Origin of the sequence: Nocardia lijiangensis NBRC 108240 (assembly GCF_001613045.1) — a bacterium.
GTDB lineage: Bacteria > Actinomycetota > Actinomycetes > Mycobacteriales > Mycobacteriaceae > Nocardia > Nocardia lijiangensis.
Window position 1 is genome coordinate 1 of record NZ_BDBP01000007.1, and the last position, 14,541, is coordinate 14,541.

At 68.6% G+C, this 14,541-nt stretch carries 15 protein-coding genes; 4 read left to right on the forward strand and 11 right to left on the reverse strand.

Annotated elements, in window-relative coordinates:
- Positions 1 to 207 precede the first annotated feature (207 nt).
- The gene (locus NL1_RS02915) at positions 208 to 1,230 is read left to right on the forward strand and encodes an LLM class flavin-dependent oxidoreductase (RefSeq protein ID WP_067834010.1); all 1,023 of its coding nucleotides are present in this window, start codon (positions 208 to 210) and stop codon (positions 1,228 to 1,230) included.
- Between the two features lie 18 nt (positions 1,231 to 1,248).
- Here the strand turns inward: NL1_RS02915 and NL1_RS02920 are convergent, their stop codons facing one another.
- A complete protein-coding gene (locus NL1_RS02920) occupies positions 1,249 to 2,109 on the reverse strand; it encodes an FAS1-like dehydratase domain-containing protein (protein WP_162272677.1) in 861 nt (286 codons plus the stop codon).
- A gap of 96 nt (positions 2,110 to 2,205) precedes the next feature.
- Positions 2,206 to 2,349 carry a hypothetical protein gene (locus tag NL1_RS37180; RefSeq protein ID WP_307621742.1) on the reverse strand — a complete coding sequence of 48 codons (144 nt, stop codon included), beginning with the start codon at positions 2,347 to 2,349 and terminating at the stop codon, positions 2,206 to 2,208.
- A 421-nt stretch (positions 2,350 to 2,770) separates the two neighbouring features.
- On the opposite strand from NL1_RS37180, the gene NL1_RS02925 reads away from it, so the two are divergent.
- Positions 2,771 to 3,976 carry an esterase/lipase family protein gene (locus tag NL1_RS02925; protein ID WP_067834014.1) on the forward strand — a complete coding sequence of 402 codons (1,206 nt, stop codon included), beginning with the start codon at positions 2,771 to 2,773 and terminating at the stop codon, positions 3,974 to 3,976.
- Positions 3,977 to 4,152: 176 nt separating this feature from the next.
- On the opposite strand, the gene NL1_RS02930 is transcribed toward NL1_RS02925, so the two are convergent.
- Positions 4,153 to 4,719, reverse strand: coding sequence for a PadR family transcriptional regulator (locus tag NL1_RS02930; RefSeq protein WP_067834015.1), 567 nt, complete (start codon positions 4,717 to 4,719; stop codon positions 4,153 to 4,155).
- A gap of 38 nt (positions 4,720 to 4,757) precedes the next feature.
- Entirely contained in the window at positions 4,758 to 5,549 is a 792-nt protein-coding gene (locus NL1_RS02935) for an enoyl-CoA hydratase-related protein (protein WP_067834017.1), read from the reverse strand.
- 490 nt (positions 5,550 to 6,039) lie between these two features.
- On the opposite strand from NL1_RS02935, the gene NL1_RS02940 reads away from it, so the two are divergent.
- Positions 6,040 to 6,852 carry an SDR family oxidoreductase gene (locus NL1_RS02940; RefSeq protein ID WP_067834019.1) on the forward strand — a complete coding sequence of 271 codons (813 nt, stop codon included), beginning with the start codon at positions 6,040 to 6,042 and terminating at the stop codon, positions 6,850 to 6,852.
- Between the two features lie 91 nt (positions 6,853 to 6,943).
- A complete protein-coding gene (locus tag NL1_RS02945; RefSeq protein WP_067834021.1) occupies positions 6,944 to 8,086 on the forward strand; it encodes an acyl-CoA dehydrogenase family protein in 1,143 nt (380 codons plus the stop codon).
- Positions 8,087 to 8,146: 60 nt separating this feature from the next.
- Here NL1_RS02945 and NL1_RS02950 read toward each other — a convergent pair whose 3' ends face one another.
- The 7 genes from NL1_RS02950 to NL1_RS02980 are packed head-to-tail and all read right to left on the reverse strand — an operon-like array spanning position 8,147 to position 14,494.
- Entirely contained in the window at positions 8,147 to 8,944 is a 798-nt protein-coding gene (locus NL1_RS02950) for a DUF6390 family protein (RefSeq protein ID WP_373862516.1), read from the reverse strand.
- Position 8,945: 1 nt separating this feature from the next.
- Entirely contained in the window at positions 8,946 to 10,025 is a 1,080-nt protein-coding gene (gene hypE, locus NL1_RS02955) for a hydrogenase expression/formation protein HypE (protein WP_067834023.1), read from the reverse strand.
- Positions 10,018 to 11,130: a hydrogenase formation protein HypD gene (gene hypD, locus NL1_RS02960; RefSeq protein WP_067834025.1), complete on the reverse strand. Its 1,113-nt coding sequence runs from the start codon at positions 11,128 to 11,130 to the stop codon at positions 10,018 to 10,020. The genes hypE and hypD overlap by 8 nt, the downstream gene beginning before the upstream one ends.
- Positions 11,127 to 11,453, reverse strand: coding sequence for a HypC/HybG/HupF family hydrogenase formation chaperone (locus NL1_RS02965; RefSeq protein ID WP_067834027.1), 327 nt, complete (start codon positions 11,451 to 11,453; stop codon positions 11,127 to 11,129). Before NL1_RS02965 ends, hypD begins: the two co-directional genes overlap by 4 nt.
- Before the next feature lie 18 nt (positions 11,454 to 11,471).
- Positions 11,472 to 13,793 (reverse strand): carbamoyltransferase HypF, encoded by a 2,322-nt coding sequence (hypF, locus tag NL1_RS02970; protein ID WP_067834029.1) that lies wholly within the window; start codon positions 13,791 to 13,793, stop codon positions 11,472 to 11,474.
- Positions 13,790 to 14,032 (reverse strand): HypC/HybG/HupF family hydrogenase formation chaperone, encoded by a 243-nt coding sequence (locus tag NL1_RS02975; protein WP_067834030.1) that lies wholly within the window; start codon positions 14,030 to 14,032, stop codon positions 13,790 to 13,792. The genes hypF and NL1_RS02975 overlap by 4 nt, the downstream gene beginning before the upstream one ends.
- Positions 14,033 to 14,035: 3 nt before the next feature.
- On the reverse strand, positions 14,036 to 14,494 hold the full coding sequence (locus NL1_RS02980; protein WP_245673069.1) for a hydrogenase maturation protease: 459 nt from the start codon (positions 14,492 to 14,494) through the stop codon (positions 14,036 to 14,038).
- Positions 14,495 to 14,541 lie beyond the last annotated feature (47 nt).

The following is a 14,541-nucleotide window of genomic DNA, read 5'->3' on the forward strand; positions in this document are numbered from 1 at the left end:
CGTGCACCGAACGCTTCGCCGCCCGGCTCGCCGAATTGCAGATCCCCGCCGAAGTCGAGTACTCGGATGCGGGCATGCACACCTGGCCGGATTTCGAGGCTCAGCTGCCCCGCGCGTGGCGAGTGCTGGCCGAGGCGCTGGGGGTGCCGCGGTCCGGCTGACCGCCGCCGGCGGAATGGGCGAGCGGCGGGCGCGTTGAGAACAGGTATGACCGCAGCACTGCCCTCCGTCCGCTTCTCCATCCTGGACCGCTCGCGGGTGCGGCGCGGGCAGTCGCATCCGGCGGCGCTGCGTGAGACGGTCGAGTTCGCCCGGCTGGCCGAGGAGTGGGGCTATCACCGGTTCTGGGTTTCCGAGCATCACAGCGTGCCCGGTGTCGCCGGGTCGGCGCCGACCGTGCTCGCGGCCGCGGCGGCGGCGAGCACCTCGCGCATCCGGATCGGCACCGGCGGGGTGATGCTGCCGAACCATCAGCCGCTGGTGGTCGCCGAACAGTTCGGGGTACTGGAATCGCTCTACCCGGGCCGGATCGACATGGGCCTCGGCCGGTCGGTCGGCTTCACCGACGGGGTGTGCCGCGCGCTCGGGCACGGCAAAGCCGACGCCGACGACTTCGACGACCAACTCGCCGCGGTGCTCGACTACTTCGCGCACGGCAGACAGGGTGTGCACGCCTGGCCCGCCGAGGGCCTGCGGGTGCCCGCGTTCCTGCTCGCCACCGGCTCCGGCGCGGAACGGGCCGCGCGCTTCGGGCTGCCGCTGGTCGTCGCGGCGGTGGCCGGTACCGATCGGATGGTCGAAGCGATCGATCGGTACCGCGCGGGATTCCGCGAAACAGTGTGGGGGAGTGCGCCGTACGTCGTGGTCTCGGGAACGGTGCTGATCGCCGACAGCACCGAGGAGGCGCGACGGCTGCTACTACCCGAAGCCTGGTCGAGCGCCTACTCGCGGACCCGCGGCGAATTCCCGGTCTTGCTGCCGCCGGGGGAGATCGAGTCGGAGCCGATGACCGATCGTGAGCGCCGCATGGTCACGGAATCGATGCGGGATCAGATCCACGGCACCGAAGACGAGGTCGCCGAGGCGCTCGAGCAGTTGGTGACGCGGACCGGAGCGGACGAGATCCTCGTGCACACCAGCACCTACGACCGCGCGGCGCGCCTCGAATCGCACCGGCGGCTGGCCCGGCTCACCGGTCTCCTTCCCGCCGCGGGGCAGCGGGCCGCTTAGTCCGGATGCGGGGCCGCCTCAGCCGAACCGCGCTTCGGCGGCGGCATACCCGAACAGCCGACGGCCCTCGCAGCGCAGGTCCACCGCCAGGGTGGCGGCCCGCTGGCGGCCATCGAGCGCCGTCACCCGGCCGCGCAGCGCCAGGCGGACACGGTGGGCGGGCCGGATCCGCAGGCCGTGAACGCCGGGGGCGACCTGGGTGCGGAGCCTGGTGACGGCGGCGGGATCGCCGAGCCAGTCGGTGAGATACCCGGTGGCAAGGCCGAGTTCGTACATCCCCGGCGCTTCCGCGTTCGACAGGCCGGTCACGGCGGAGTATTCCGCGAGGTCCGCCGCGGACACCTCGAGCAGCCGGACCGGCAGTTCGTCGCCGACCGCGAGGGCATCGAAATCCACTGCGGTACAGGGCGTTCGATCGCGTGTGGGCGGTGTCGACGCCTCGATCGGCCGCTGGTCCGCGAAGAACTCCGCGATACCGGACGCGGCGCCTGCGGCACGCACCCGTCCGAGTAGCGTCGTCGTGCCGGTCTGCAACGCGCACCCGCCCCGATCGACGAGCGCGCTCCTGATCGTGAGTACCTCGTAGTCCGAGAAGTAGCGCGAGGATTCGACGTGCACCCGGCAGTCCAGGTCATCGCCCGCCACCAGCGGCCGGGCCAGGTCGAGCACGTGGTCGGCGTGCAGGATGCGCGGCCCTTCGGCGCCGGTGCGCGCGGCATCGAGCAATTGCCGGTGCACGTGTCCGAGGAATACGGCGGCGAATGTCGGGGGAGCGACGAGACCGGAGAACCCGAGCCCCCGCGCGGCGTCGTCGCGCAGGCATGCCGGATGGAGATGGCGGACAGCGCGGGTGAATTCGCGAATTGTCTCGGACCGCACCACACAGCGCGACGATGCTCCATTGCGAGACAGGGGCGTGACGAGGTCGTTCATATTTGCTCCAGAAATGCTGTGCCGTCGAGAATTGTTCGGTCGTCAGGCAGGGTGTGCGATCAGCCATTCCGCCATCGCCTGCGCCTCGCTGACGCCGTTGCGTGAGTTTCCGCCGGTCACGATGACAGGCGAGGCGGGAGCGAGCAGCGCTTGCACGAGCGGTCTCGTAGGAACGTTGTCCACCACGGCATCTCCATCGATCGACCATCGACCGGTGCTCGATGGTGGGGAAGCGTCGCTCCATGATTGCGCGGAATCGGTGTGACGCATCGTGATCGTGGCGATATCTGAGAGATCTCATCGTCGGGCGACCACTCGATTGGAGGGTTGCACTTCCGGTTGTGCGGCATACCGGAATTCCGTGCCGCGGTGTTGTGACCGATCGGTGGGGGCGCCTGCCCGGCGGGCACTGTGCACGTTCCCTATGGCCGCGGCAAACGTTTCGTGAGGTGTCCAGATACCTGGCGGCGGTGTGGGTTTCGGTGTTTCTCCGGTCCTAGCGTTGGCGCAGTTTCAGTCCCGCCGACCGGCGCTGTGGCGCTGTGGAACTGAGAACCCAGAACCGAAGGACCGAAGGAACGACATTGTTCCCACCGAAAGGCATCCGATGAAACGAAGTACCTGCGGCCGCACGTTCGGCGCCGCGGCGGTGTCGATCGTCTCGGTGCTCGCCATGAGCTTCACCGGCGTCGCCGCCCAGGCCGGGCCGGAACCCGCGCCGACCGAACAAGCCCTCGCGGAACTCATCGCCGCGGGTCGCAAGGCGGCGCCGGTCACCGGGTCGGGCAGCGGGGGCTCCGGGTCGGCCTGCACCTCCGGCAGCGGCGCAGGCTCGGGCAACGGGTCGGGCAACTGCTTCGGCGGATCCGGAAGCAGCTCCGGATCCGCGGGCGGATTCGCCAGCGACACAGTCGGTTACGGCCCGCCGATGACCGCGTGGCTGGCCGCGTTCGGCTACGGCCTGACGCACCCGGACGTCGCACCGCCCGGCGCCAACGACTGGCACTGCAAGCCGACCGCGGAGCATCCCCGTCCCGTGGTGCTGCTGCACGGCACCTGGATGAACGCCTACAACGGCTTCGCGTACATGGGGCAGCCCATCAAGGACGCGGGCTTCTGCACCTTCACCTTCAATTACGGCCGCGCCAACCTGCTCCAGGGCGGCGGTCTGGGCTCGGTGCTGCCCGGCGTGATGGGCACCGGCTACATCGGGGATTCGGCGAAGCAGCTGGCCACCTTCGTCGACCGGGTGCTCGCGGCCACGGGCGCCGACAAGGTCGACATCATCGCCCACTCCCAGGGAGGCGCGATGGCCAACTGGTACACCAAGTTCGAGGGCGGTGCGGCCGAGGTGCGCAACCTCGTCACCTACGGCGCCACCCACCACGGCACCAGCCTGGTCGGGATCGGCGCGCTGGGCCGGGCCATCAACAACTTCGGCATCGACATCCTCGGTTTCATCGAGATCTTCGTCGGCCACGCGGGCATCCAGCAGACCGTCGGCTCCGAGTTCGTGCAGAAGCTCAACGCCAACGGCGACACCGTGCCCGGGGTGGACTACACGATCGTCGGCACCCGCTACGACGAGATCACCAACCCCTACGACCTGACCTTCCTGCAGGCAGGCCCCGGCGTGCAGGTGGACAACATCACCCTCCAGGACGGATGCGAGCAGGACGTCTCCGACCACCTCACGATGATGTACTCGCCGCGGGCGCTCTCGATCGCGCTGCGGGCCCTCGACCCGGCGGGGCATCCGCAGCTCGAGTGCACGTTCAATCCCTGGCTGATCGGAGGTGGTGGCGCGCTGTGACCTGATGACCGGTCGGGCGGTCCGGATGTCAGGCGGGAACCTCGAACCCTCCTGTGCAGGCGCGACCCGACTGCCCGGCGCCGAGCCCACCGAGCGGAGTAACGCACGCACTGCCGCCCGGTGGGTTTCGGCGTGGACATCGCGGATTCGGGGTCGACTTCCTATGCCCGGCTCGGTCAGGGCGTCGGTTCCGCGGCTTTCCGGGCTTGGATGGTGTCGAGAGTGTCGAGCGCTCCTCGGCACCAGTCGACCCAGAGTTGTTCCATGGCGATGCCGGCTTTGAGGACGAGGTGTCGCAGAGCATCGGCATCGGTGTCGACGCTCGAGAAATCGCGGGCCTCTCTCTCGGTGTGATCGGCCAGATCGCCGGCGTGCACGGCGAGGTGGTGTTCGATGACCGCCCGGAGACCGTCGAGGTCACCGACCGAGGCCGCTGCGCGCGTTTTCACGATGAGCGATTCCCGGGGGTGTGTGGGCTCGTCGATCTCGCCGGTCCACACACGCAGGGCGGTCGTGCCGGATTCGGTGATGGTGAAGCGTTTCGGCTGGCCGCGTTCCGGTCGTTCCGGCTGTGGTGCTTCGGCGATCAGACCGGTGGATTGGAGCCGGTCGAGTTCGCGGTAGATCTGCTGGTGGGAGGCCGACCAGAAGTATCCGTAGAGCCGGTCGAAGCGCTTGGCCAGATCGAAGCCGCTGGATTCGCGTTCGGCCAGCGCGGTAAGGATCGCGAACCGCAGTGCCATTCCCCGAATCCTAGTGAACTCGCCGGACGGCGCGTTCGTCAGTAGCCGGCGAACACGGGGGCGGACTTGGTCAGGAACGCGGTCACCGCGGTCCTGTGGTCGCGGGTGCGGTGCGTGCGGGTCATCTGGTTGGCTTCGAATTCCACCGCGGCGTCGAGGGTCGTTCCGCCGGCGTTGTTCACCGAGGCCTTGATCGCCGCCAAGGCTGTGGTGGGCCCGGCGGCCAGTTCGTCGGCCAGCGAGCGCCAGGTCGTGTCGAAATCGGTGTCGGCCACGACCTGGTGGACGATGCCCAGGCGCAGGGCTTCGGCGGACCCGATGACGCGGGGGCGCAGCAACAGGTCGAGCGCGGCGGCACGCCCGGCGATCCGGGGCAGGGTCCACGACATGCCGGTGTCGCAGGACAGCCCGATTCCGGCGAAAGCGGTGGTGAAGGCCGCTGATTCGGTGGCGATGCGCAGGTCGCATGCCAGCGCCAAGGCCATGCCCGCGCCCGCGGCTGTTCCGTTGACAGCCGCGATCACCGGTTTGGGCATGCTCATCAGCAGCTGCACGATCGGGTTGTAATGCTCGCGCACGAGGTCTCCCAGGACGATTCCTTTCGGAACGTCCGGTAGTTCGCGCAGATCCTGCCCGGCGCAGAACGCGCGACCGCTGCCGGTGAGGACGACCGCGCGCACAGCAGGATCCGCGGCCGCGGCGGCGAGGTCTTTTCGCAGCCGGCTGCGGGCCTCGGTATCGATGCTGTTGAACTGCTGCGGCCGGTTGAATCGGAGGATGGTGGTCGCGCCTTCGGTGCGGGTCTCGATCGCGGCAGGGCTCTCGGTCATTTGTTCGTCGATTCCTTCTCGAGGTCATGGAGTGGCGTCGCGAGGTGGCCACCGTTGGGTCGGTCCGGCTCCAGCGGGAGGCCGCGGTGTCGCTGTGGTGCGAATCGAGCACGATCGGCTGCGCCGGTGAGCGCCGGATGCCGACATCGAAACCCGATGCGGGGGATGGGGAAACGAGCGGCGAGACGCCGCCGCAACGAGGGGTGAACTCGACGGTATTCCCTCGGCCGCGTTTGTGCAATAAGTTGCATAAACTGTGTCGGCGATCACCGTCGAGCCGCGGCGGTCGCTGGAGCGAAACTCCGCTGCGGCCTTGGCGGTGCACTCTCGGCGGCCCTCGGCGTGACTGGTGTCACATATTTATGCAACTTGTTGCACAATGGAGTTCGGCGCACCTAGTCTCGGGACACCGCCGCCGCCCCCGGGGTCACCCCGCGTCTGTCAGCGAGCCCGGCGACCCATCCCATTCGACGCGCAAGGAGAGCCGCGCATGGACATTCAGTTCGATTTCACCGGCAAGAAGGTCGTGATCTTCGGAGGCACGACCGGTATCAACTTCGGCATCGCCGAGGCATTCGCAGCCCATGGCGCGGCCGTGGTGGTGGTCAGCCGCAAACGCGCCAACGTCGACGCCGCGATCGAAAAGCTCGAGCCGCACGGCGTGCCGGTCGGCGGCTTCGTCGCCGATGTGCGCGACATGCAGGCTGTGGAAGAGGTTTTCGAGTCGATCCGCGCCGAGTGGGGCGCCATCGATGTCCTGATCTCGGGTGCGGCGGGAAACTTCCTCGCCGAGGCCTCGGCGCTGTCGTCGAACGGGTTCAAAGTGGTCGTCGACATCGACCTCAACGGCACCTTCCACGTGCTGCGGGCCGGGCTCGACTATCTCGCTCCCGGCGCGTCGGTCATCAACATCACCGCACCGCAGGCCTCGATCCCGGTCCGCTACCAAGCCCACGTGTGTGCGGCCAAAGCCGGTGTCGATCAACTGACCCGGGTGCTGGCACTGGAATGGGGCGCCAAGGGCATCCGCGTCAATGCCATCGCTCCCGGCCCGATCGCCGGCACCGAGGGGATGGCGCGGCTGACTCCACACGACGACGGCACCGCCATCAAGACGGTTCCGCTGGGCAGGCTCGGCACCAAAGACGATGTCGCCGGCCTGGCGATGTTCCTGTCGTCCTCGGCGGCGCGCTACATCTCGGGGGCGATCATCCCCTGCGACGGTGGCGGGTCGGGCGAAAGCGTTCTGCAGATCCAGGAAGCCGGGCGCTTCCTGGCCGTCGCGGCCGCGGCGCACCAGTAGTTCGCTTCCGCGACAACACCTTCCGGCTCGATGCCGACCCGCGCGGCTCGGCGCACGACCACCTATCCGTCACTATCACGTAAGGACCGACATGAAACGGCTCATCTTCGACACCGAACACAACGACTTTCGTGAGCTTGTGCGCACCTTCCTCGCCAAAGAGGTGTTGCCGCACTACGAGCAGTGGGAAAGGGACGGCGCGGTGTCCCGCGAGGTCTGGCTCGCCGCCGGGCGCCAGGGTCTGCTCGGCCTGGCGGCACCGGAAGCGTTCGGTGGCGGCGGCACCAGCGATTTCCGCTACAGCGCCATCATCGCCGAAGAACTCGCCAGCGCGGGCGCCGCGGGCCTGGCGCTGGGACTGCACAACGACATGGTCGGCTCCTATCTGATCGGGCTGAGCAACGAGGAGCAGAAGAAGCGCTGGCTGCCGGGCTTCTGCAGCGGCGAGAAGATCGGCGCGATCGCCATGACCGAACCCGGAGGCGGTTCCGATCTCCAAGGCATCAAGACCCACGCCGAAGACCACGGCGATCACTGGTTGCTCAACGGTTCCAAGACCTTCATCTCCAACGGCATCCTCGCCGACCTGGTCGTCGTGGTCGCCAAGACCACTCCCGAAGGCGGGTCGCGGGGCCTGTCGCTGCTCGTGGTCGAACGCGGCATGGCGGGATTCGAACGCGGCCGCAATCTCGACAAGCTCGGACAGAAGGCCCAGGACACCGCCGAACTGTTCTTCAACGATGTCGCGGTGCCCAAGGCGAACCTGCTCGGCGAACTCAACGGCGCCTTCTTGCACCTGGTGACCAATCTGGCCACCGAGCGGCTGCACATCGCCGCCGCCGCGATCGCCGTGGCCGAACATCTACTCGACATCACCAAGCACTACGTCAGGGAACGCGAAGCGTTCGGGCGACCGCTGGCCAAACTGCAGCACGTGCGCTTCGAGATCGCCGAGATGGCTACCGAATGCGCGGTCACCCGCACCTTCATCGACCGCTGCATCGTCGATCACTCCAACGGCGAACTCGACGCCGTGCACGCCTCGATGGCAAAGTGGTGGGCCACCGAACTACAGAAGCGAGTCACCGACCGCTGCCTCCAGCTGCACGGCGGCTACGGGTACATGAACGAGTACCCGGTGGCGAGGGCCTTCGTCGACGGCCGTGTCCAGACCATCTACGGCGGCGCTACCGAGATCATGAAAGAGATCATCGGTCGCTCCCTGCTGGCCTGAGCATCCTCGACAACCGCGTCCATGAGCGGCGCTGGGATCGTCCGGTGCCGGAGGAAACGGTCACGTCCGCGACAGCCTGTCGTTCGTGACGCGCAACTGGCGGGCCGTGCTGTCGGCGAGGTCGCGGACCTGCTCCGGTTCCAGGAGTCCGCACAGCCGATCCCAGTGCAGCGCAACGAGATCGTTCGCGTGCACCTCCGGTGCGGGGGAGTAGCCGTCGACCCACACCGCGACCTGGCGGGTCGCCGGCGCGGACAACTCCAGCCGGTGTCCGTCCCATTCCAGGCGGCTGGCCCGCACCGTGATCCGGTCCGCGGTGCGATCCAGGACCGTTCCCCAGGTGATGCGGCAGTTGTCGAGCACTCGCAGCGGGTGTTCGTCGGCTCCTCGTCCCAGCAGCCGGGTCCACGGATAGACGCCGAAGACGTGGAAGCAATGGTTGGCGGCGGCTTCGGGCGCCAGTTCCGGAGTCAGATGCGCCCAGTAGTGACCGGCGAGCGGCCCGATGACGGCCAAGAGTTCCGCAAGGAACTCCGCCGGATCCAGGCGCGCGCCGATTCCGCCTCCGAGCCAATACGATTCGACGAGGCGACGGTCCAGCGGGTCGTCGATTCCGGTCAGCGTGGACATCACCTTCAGGTACGGCCAGACGCCGGAGAACTGTCGCGCCATCGTTCTGACCGCCGCGGGTGGCAGGGTGGCCATCGGTGCGCTCTCGGTGGGTCCGCAGTACCCGAGTGCGTTGGGCGCGTGGGCATATCGGGCGAACACCTCCGTGCCGTCGCCGCCGCCTTCGGCGAGTCCGGTGCGCGCGCCGTCTCCCGTCGTCGCGTCCGTTGGGCCCGAATCATGGCCCATGTCAGCAGATTCGCGGTAGTTGTTCGCCCGCGGGGAGATCGACCACCCGGGTACCGCCGAGCGCCGTGCGGGCGACCACCATGCCGGGGTGCTCCTCGACGCAGACGCCGATCATCTCGGCGCGTCCGCCCAGCGGGTGCTCACGCATGGCCGCGAGAACGCGCTCCGCGTCCTCCGCCGCGACGAAGGCGATCAATTTGCCCTCGTTCGCGACGTACAGGGGATCCAGGCCCAGCAGCCCGCAGGCATCGCGAACCTCACCGGAGACCGGGATCTTGCGTTCGTCCAACGACACGCCGACCCGCGCCACCCCCGCGATCTCGTTGAGCGTGGCGGCCACGCCGCCGCGCGTCGGATCCCGCAGGACGTGCACCTCGGCCCCGGTGTCCAGCATCGCCGCGACCAGACCGTGCAGCGGCGCGGTGTCGCTGCACACCGTGGTGCCGAACTCCAAGCCCTCGCGACAGCTCAGCACCGCCACACCGTGCAGGCCGATCTCCCCGCTGACCAGGACCGCGTCGCCGGGCCGTGCGCGCTGCGGGCGGATGTCGATGCCGTCGTCGATCAGTCCGATGCCCGCGGTGTTGACGTAGACGCCGTCGCCGTGGCCCGCGTCGACGACCTTGGTGTCGCCGGTGACCAGCTTGACGCCCGCACCGAGAGCGGCGGTGCCCATGGCCGCCGCGATGCGCGCGATGTCGGCCAGTGCGGTGCCCTCCTCGAGAATGAAGGCGGTCGACAGCACCATGGGCCGGGCGCCGGCCATCGCCAGGTCGTTGACGGTGCCGTTGACGGCGAGCTCACCGATCGAACCGCCGGGGAACTCCATCGGCTTCACCACGAAGGAATCGGTGGTGAACGCCAACCGCGCGCCGCCGAGCGTGACGACCGCCGAATCGCCGAACCCCGCTTCGGCGGCCGATCCGAACGAGGGGAGGAACAGATGCTCGATCAGTTCGCCCGACATCGCACCGCCGCCGCCGTGCCCCATCACGATGGTCGGCGAATCCCGCAGCGGCATCGGGCAGACCCACCCGTCCATGTCGATACCCGCCGCGGACGATTCGGTCTCGTCAAGCATGAGCGACCTCCGCGGGTAGGTCGAGGCGCCGGTAGAGGTAGTAGGCGGCGCACGCGCCCTCGGACGAGACCATGGTGGCGCCCAAGGGATTTCGGGGTGTGCACTGCTTGCCGAACGCCGCGCATTCGTGCGGCTTGATCAAGCCCTGCAGCACCTCGCCCGACCGGCAGATCGAGGATTCCTCGGTGTGCAGGTCCTCCACGGAGAATCGCTGCTCGGCGTCGTACTCGCGGTAGCGCTCCGACAGCCGCCAGCCGCTGCCGGGAATGACACCGATGCCACGCCAGGCGCGGTCCGTGCGCTCGAAGACGTCTTCGAGCATCGCCTTGGCGGCCGGGTTGCCCGCCGCGGCCACCGCACGCGGGTAGGCGTTCTCCACCTCGTGCCGTCCGGCCTCCAACTGGATCACCGTGCGGCGGATCCCTTCCAGGATGTCGAGCGGTTCGAAGCCGGTGACCACCACCGGAACTCGATACTTCTCGGCCAGCGGCGGGTACTCACCGGTGCCCATGACGGTGCACACGTGACCGGCGGCGAGGAAGGCCTGTACCCGGCAGGTGGGCGATTCCATGATCGCGGCGATGGCCGGGGGGACCAGCACGTGCGAGACGAGCAGTGAGAAGTTCGGCACGCCGAGCCGTTTGGCCTGATACACGGTCATGGCGTTGGCGGGCGCGGTGGTTTCGAAGCCGATGCCGAAGAACACCACTTGCCGGTCCGGATTGGCGCGAGCCAGTTCGAGTGCGTCGAGCGGTGAATAGACCACCCGCACATCGCCGCCTTCGCTCTTGACTCGGAACAGGTCCTTGGAACTGCCTGGCACCCGCAGCATGTCGCCGAACGAGCAGAAGATCACGCCGGGCGTTGCGGCGATCTCGAGCGCCTTGTCGATCACCTCGAGCGGCGTGACGCAGACCGGGCAGCCGGGGCCGTGGATCATCTCGATCTGGTCGGGCAGCAGCTGATCGATGCCGTGGCGGATGATCGAATGGGTTTGCCCGCCGCAGACTTCCATGATCGACCAGCGGCGGGTCGTGGTGGCGCGGATCCGGTCGAGCAGGCCTTTGGCCAGCTGCGGATCGCTGAATTCATCGAGGTACTTCACGAGTTCACCTCCGGATCCTCTCGCTGTTGGGTCGTTTCGGGGTTCTCGACCCCGGCCTGTTTCGCGGCGATGGCGAAACCGTCGCCGAACTCCTCGTTGAGGACGCCGAGGCGTTCGAATTCGGCCAGCGTCTGCAGCGCGGATTGCTCGTCCAGGCGCTGGATCGCGAATCCGACGTGAACGACCACGTAGTCACCAACCGCCGCGTCCGGGATGTATTGCAGGCACACGTCCTTGTGCACGCCGCCGAAGTCGACGACCGACATCAACGTGCCATCCCGCTCGTGCAGGCTGAGCACCTTTCCGGGGACTGCCAGGCACATCGTCGCTTCTCCTTCCGCTCATCCCGCTCCGATGGCGAGTAGCTGGCCGAACGCGAGGCCGCCGTCGTTGGGCGGCAGCCTGCGATGGGTCAGGATTCGAAAGCCGTTCTCCCGCAGCAATGCCCGCGTCGTCGAGAACAGCAGTGCGTTCTGGAACACCCCGCCGGACAGGGCGACCGGCGTCGACGAGGTTCCGAATTCGACCGCCAAGGCGAGAATCAGGCGCGCGACCGCGGCATGGAAGCGCGCGCCGACCACCTCGGCCCCAACCCCGGCCCGCACGTCGGCGACGACGGCGGCGATCACCTGCGCGGGGTCTATCGCGGTGACGCCACGATCGTGCCGGGCATCGCCCGCCGGGATGGCGAACTCGTAGCGCCGCGCTCCGGGATCCACGCCGCGGGCCATGCCCTCCAGTTCGATCGCCGCCTGGGCCTCGTAGTCCACCTCGTGACGCACCCCGGCGAGCGACGAGACTGCATCGAAGAGCCTGCCCATGCTCGAGGTCGGGACACATCCGAAACCGGTATCCAGCTGGTGCGCCATCACCTTTCGCTCCTCGACAGGGCACGCCCGCACCGAAGGGATGTCCTCGGCCCAGTCGATCCCCGCGGCACGCAGGTGCGCCAGGGCCATGCGGTAGGGCCGCCGCACGCTCAGGTCACCACCGGCCAGCGGCACGTAGCGCAGATGCGCGAGCCGCCGGTATCCCTTGTACCCGGCGGCGAGCACCTCACCGCCCCAGATCGCGCCGTCGGGCCCGAAACCGGTGCCGTCGAAGGCGATTCCGAGCACCGTCGCGGCAGGGTCGAGGCCGTTCTCACCCATCACCGCAGCGATGTGGGCGTGATGGTGCTGCACCGTCCGTATCGGACGCCCGTCGGCGTGTTGCTCGGCCCACGCCGTGGATCGATACCGCGGATGCGCGTCGACAGCGAGCTGGATCGGCCGCACGGCGGTGAGCGCTTCGAGATGCCGCTCGGCCTCGGTGAAGGCATTCAGGGTCGCCAGATCGTCCATGTCACCGATGTGCTGGCTCAACCAGGCGTAGCGACCCTCGGCCACCGCGCAGGTGTTCTTCAGATCTGCCCCGACCGCCAGCGTCGGCGGCATCGGCGCGGGCAACGCCAACGGCAGCGGCGCATAGCCGCGGGAGCGGCGCACCGGCAGTTCGACGCCGTCGACCAGGCGCACCACCGAATCGTCACAGGGCACCACGATGCGCCGATTGTGCGACAGCCACGCATCGGCGAGGCCGGTCAGGCGCTCGCGTGCGTCGGCGTCGTCGTGGCAGATCGGTTCGCCGCCGAGGTTTCCCGACGTCATCACCAGCGCCCGCGGACCGGGCGGATCACCGGGCAGCCCGAACAGCAGCAGATGCAAGGGTGCGTAGGCGATCATCACGCCGAGGTCGGGATTGCGCGGGGCCACCGAGGGTGCCGCAGCCGGGATTACCTCGGAGACAGCCGGTTCCGCATCGGGTCGGCATCGGGGCAACAGGACGATCGGCCGGGCAGGCCCGGTCAGCAGGTCGGCGGCGGCGTCGTCGACCTCGACGATCGCGCGCGCGGTCGCCAAGTCCGGCACCATGATCGCGAACGGTTTGTCGCCGCGCCGTTTCCGGCGACGCAGCTCGGCGACGGCGATCTCGTTCGCGGCGTCGCAGGCCAGGTGATATCCGCCGATGCCTTTGACCGCGAGGATTCCGCCGCGCCGCAACAACTCTCGAGCCGCCGCGATCGGTTCTCCTTCGCCCGGGCCCGTATAGGCGAGGGTCGGACCACAGGCGGGACAGGCGATCGGCTGCGCGTGGAAGCGACGATCGGCGGGATCCGCGTACTCGCGGGCGCACGCGTCGCAGAGGGGGAACTCGGCCATCGACGTCCGGTCGCGGTCGTAGGGCAGGCTCACGATGATGGTGAATCGGGGGCCGCAGTTGGTGCAGTTCACGAAGGGGTGCCGGTAGCGCCGGTTGGCCGGATCGCGGAGTTCGTCGGCGCACTCGGCGCAGATCGCCACATCCGGGGAGGCCAGCGTGCGTCCGGCGCCGTCGCGTGCGGTGTCGGCGATGTGGAATCCGGTGCCGCCGCGGACCGGCGTCTCGGTCGTCTCGAGGGATTCGACGACCGCCAGCGGCGGTGGGTGATAGCGGACGCGCCGCTCGAACTCGTCCAGATCCCGCGCGGCGCCCTCGACCTCGATGACGACACCGGAGCTGTTGTTGGACACGCATCCGGTCAACGACAGTTCGGCGGCGGTCGTATAGACGAACGGCCGGAATCCGACGCCCTGCACCACGCCACGGACGAGGATCCGCCGCCGGGTCCGCACCGCGGTCACGATTCCTCCCCGCGCCCGAGCAGCCGCAACCCCGCGAGCGCCTCGGCCGCGCCCGACTCGTCGGTCTTCTCGACCGCGAAACCCATGTGGATGATCACCCAGTCGCCGGGGGCGATCGAGCCCTCGTCGAGCATGCCGATGTTCACCTTGCGCGTCTCACCCGAGACGTCGACCAGCGCGATCTGACCGTGGTACCCGTCGGCCATCCGCACGACCCGGCCCGGAATCCCGAGGCACATCGTTCACACCTCCTGTCGCTCGAGCAGGTCCGCGACCACCGAAGCGACCGCGGCCGCGGCGGGCGTGAGCGCCGCCTCGACCGGTGCGGTCAAGCCGATCCCCTCGGCCACCGAGACGACCTGACAGCCGACGACCACCGTGGGCGGCACCGTGCCGCCGAGCGTGCGGACCATCGAGAACACGGCCTCGGGATCCATGGCGTGCGCGTCGAGCCCGGTGAAGGGTTCGTTCGTGTGGTCGGCGCGAAACACATCGACCCGGCCCGGCGCGCCCCGATCGGGCAGCGCGTCGATCAGCACCAGCGCGTCCCAGTCGTCGAGCAGGTCGTAGGCGAGGTGCATTCCTCTGATGCCGTAGTCGGTCATGCGCACGGTCGGCTCAGGGTGGGGCGGCAGTCGCCGCACCACCGCGGGGCCGAATCCGTCGTCGCCCAGGAAGATGTTTCCGATCCCAGCGACCAGAACCTTCGTCGTCGTCTCACCCCTGTTCGCCGGGTCGGTTCGCGGCT

Bases quoted from the DNA above. Each gene is read 5' to 3' on its own strand.
- NL1_RS02945 (WP_067834021.1), top strand. From the start codon at position 6,944: ATGAAACGGCTCATCTTCGACACCGAACACAACGACTTTCGTGAGCTT.
- NL1_RS02940 (WP_067834019.1), top strand. From the start codon at position 6,040: ATGGACATTCAGTTCGATTTCACCGGCAAGAAGGTCGTGATCTTCGGA.
- NL1_RS02975 (WP_067834030.1), bottom strand. From the start codon at position 14,032: ATGTGCCTCGGGATTCCGGGCCGGGTCGTGCGGATGGCCGACGGGTAC.
- NL1_RS02950 (WP_373862516.1), bottom strand. From the start codon at position 8,944: ATGGGCCATGATTCGGGCCCAACGGACGCGACGACGGGAGACGGCGCG.
- hypE (WP_067834023.1), bottom strand. From the start codon at position 10,025: ATGCTTGACGAGACCGAATCGTCCGCGGCGGGTATCGACATGGACGGG.
- NL1_RS02965 (WP_067834027.1), bottom strand. From the start codon at position 11,453: ATGTGCCTGGCAGTCCCCGGAAAGGTGCTCAGCCTGCACGAGCGGGAT.
- NL1_RS02915 (WP_067834010.1), top strand. From the start codon at position 208: ATGACCGCAGCACTGCCCTCCGTCCGCTTCTCCATCCTGGACCGCTCG.
- NL1_RS02925 (WP_067834014.1), top strand. From the start codon at position 2,771: ATGAAACGAAGTACCTGCGGCCGCACGTTCGGCGCCGCGGCGGTGTCG.
- NL1_RS02935 (WP_067834017.1), bottom strand. From the start codon at position 5,549: ATGACCGAGAGCCCTGCCGCGATCGAGACCCGCACCGAAGGCGCGACC.
- NL1_RS02930 (WP_067834015.1), bottom strand. From the start codon at position 4,719: ATGGCACTGCGGTTCGCGATCCTTACCGCGCTGGCCGAACGCGAATCC.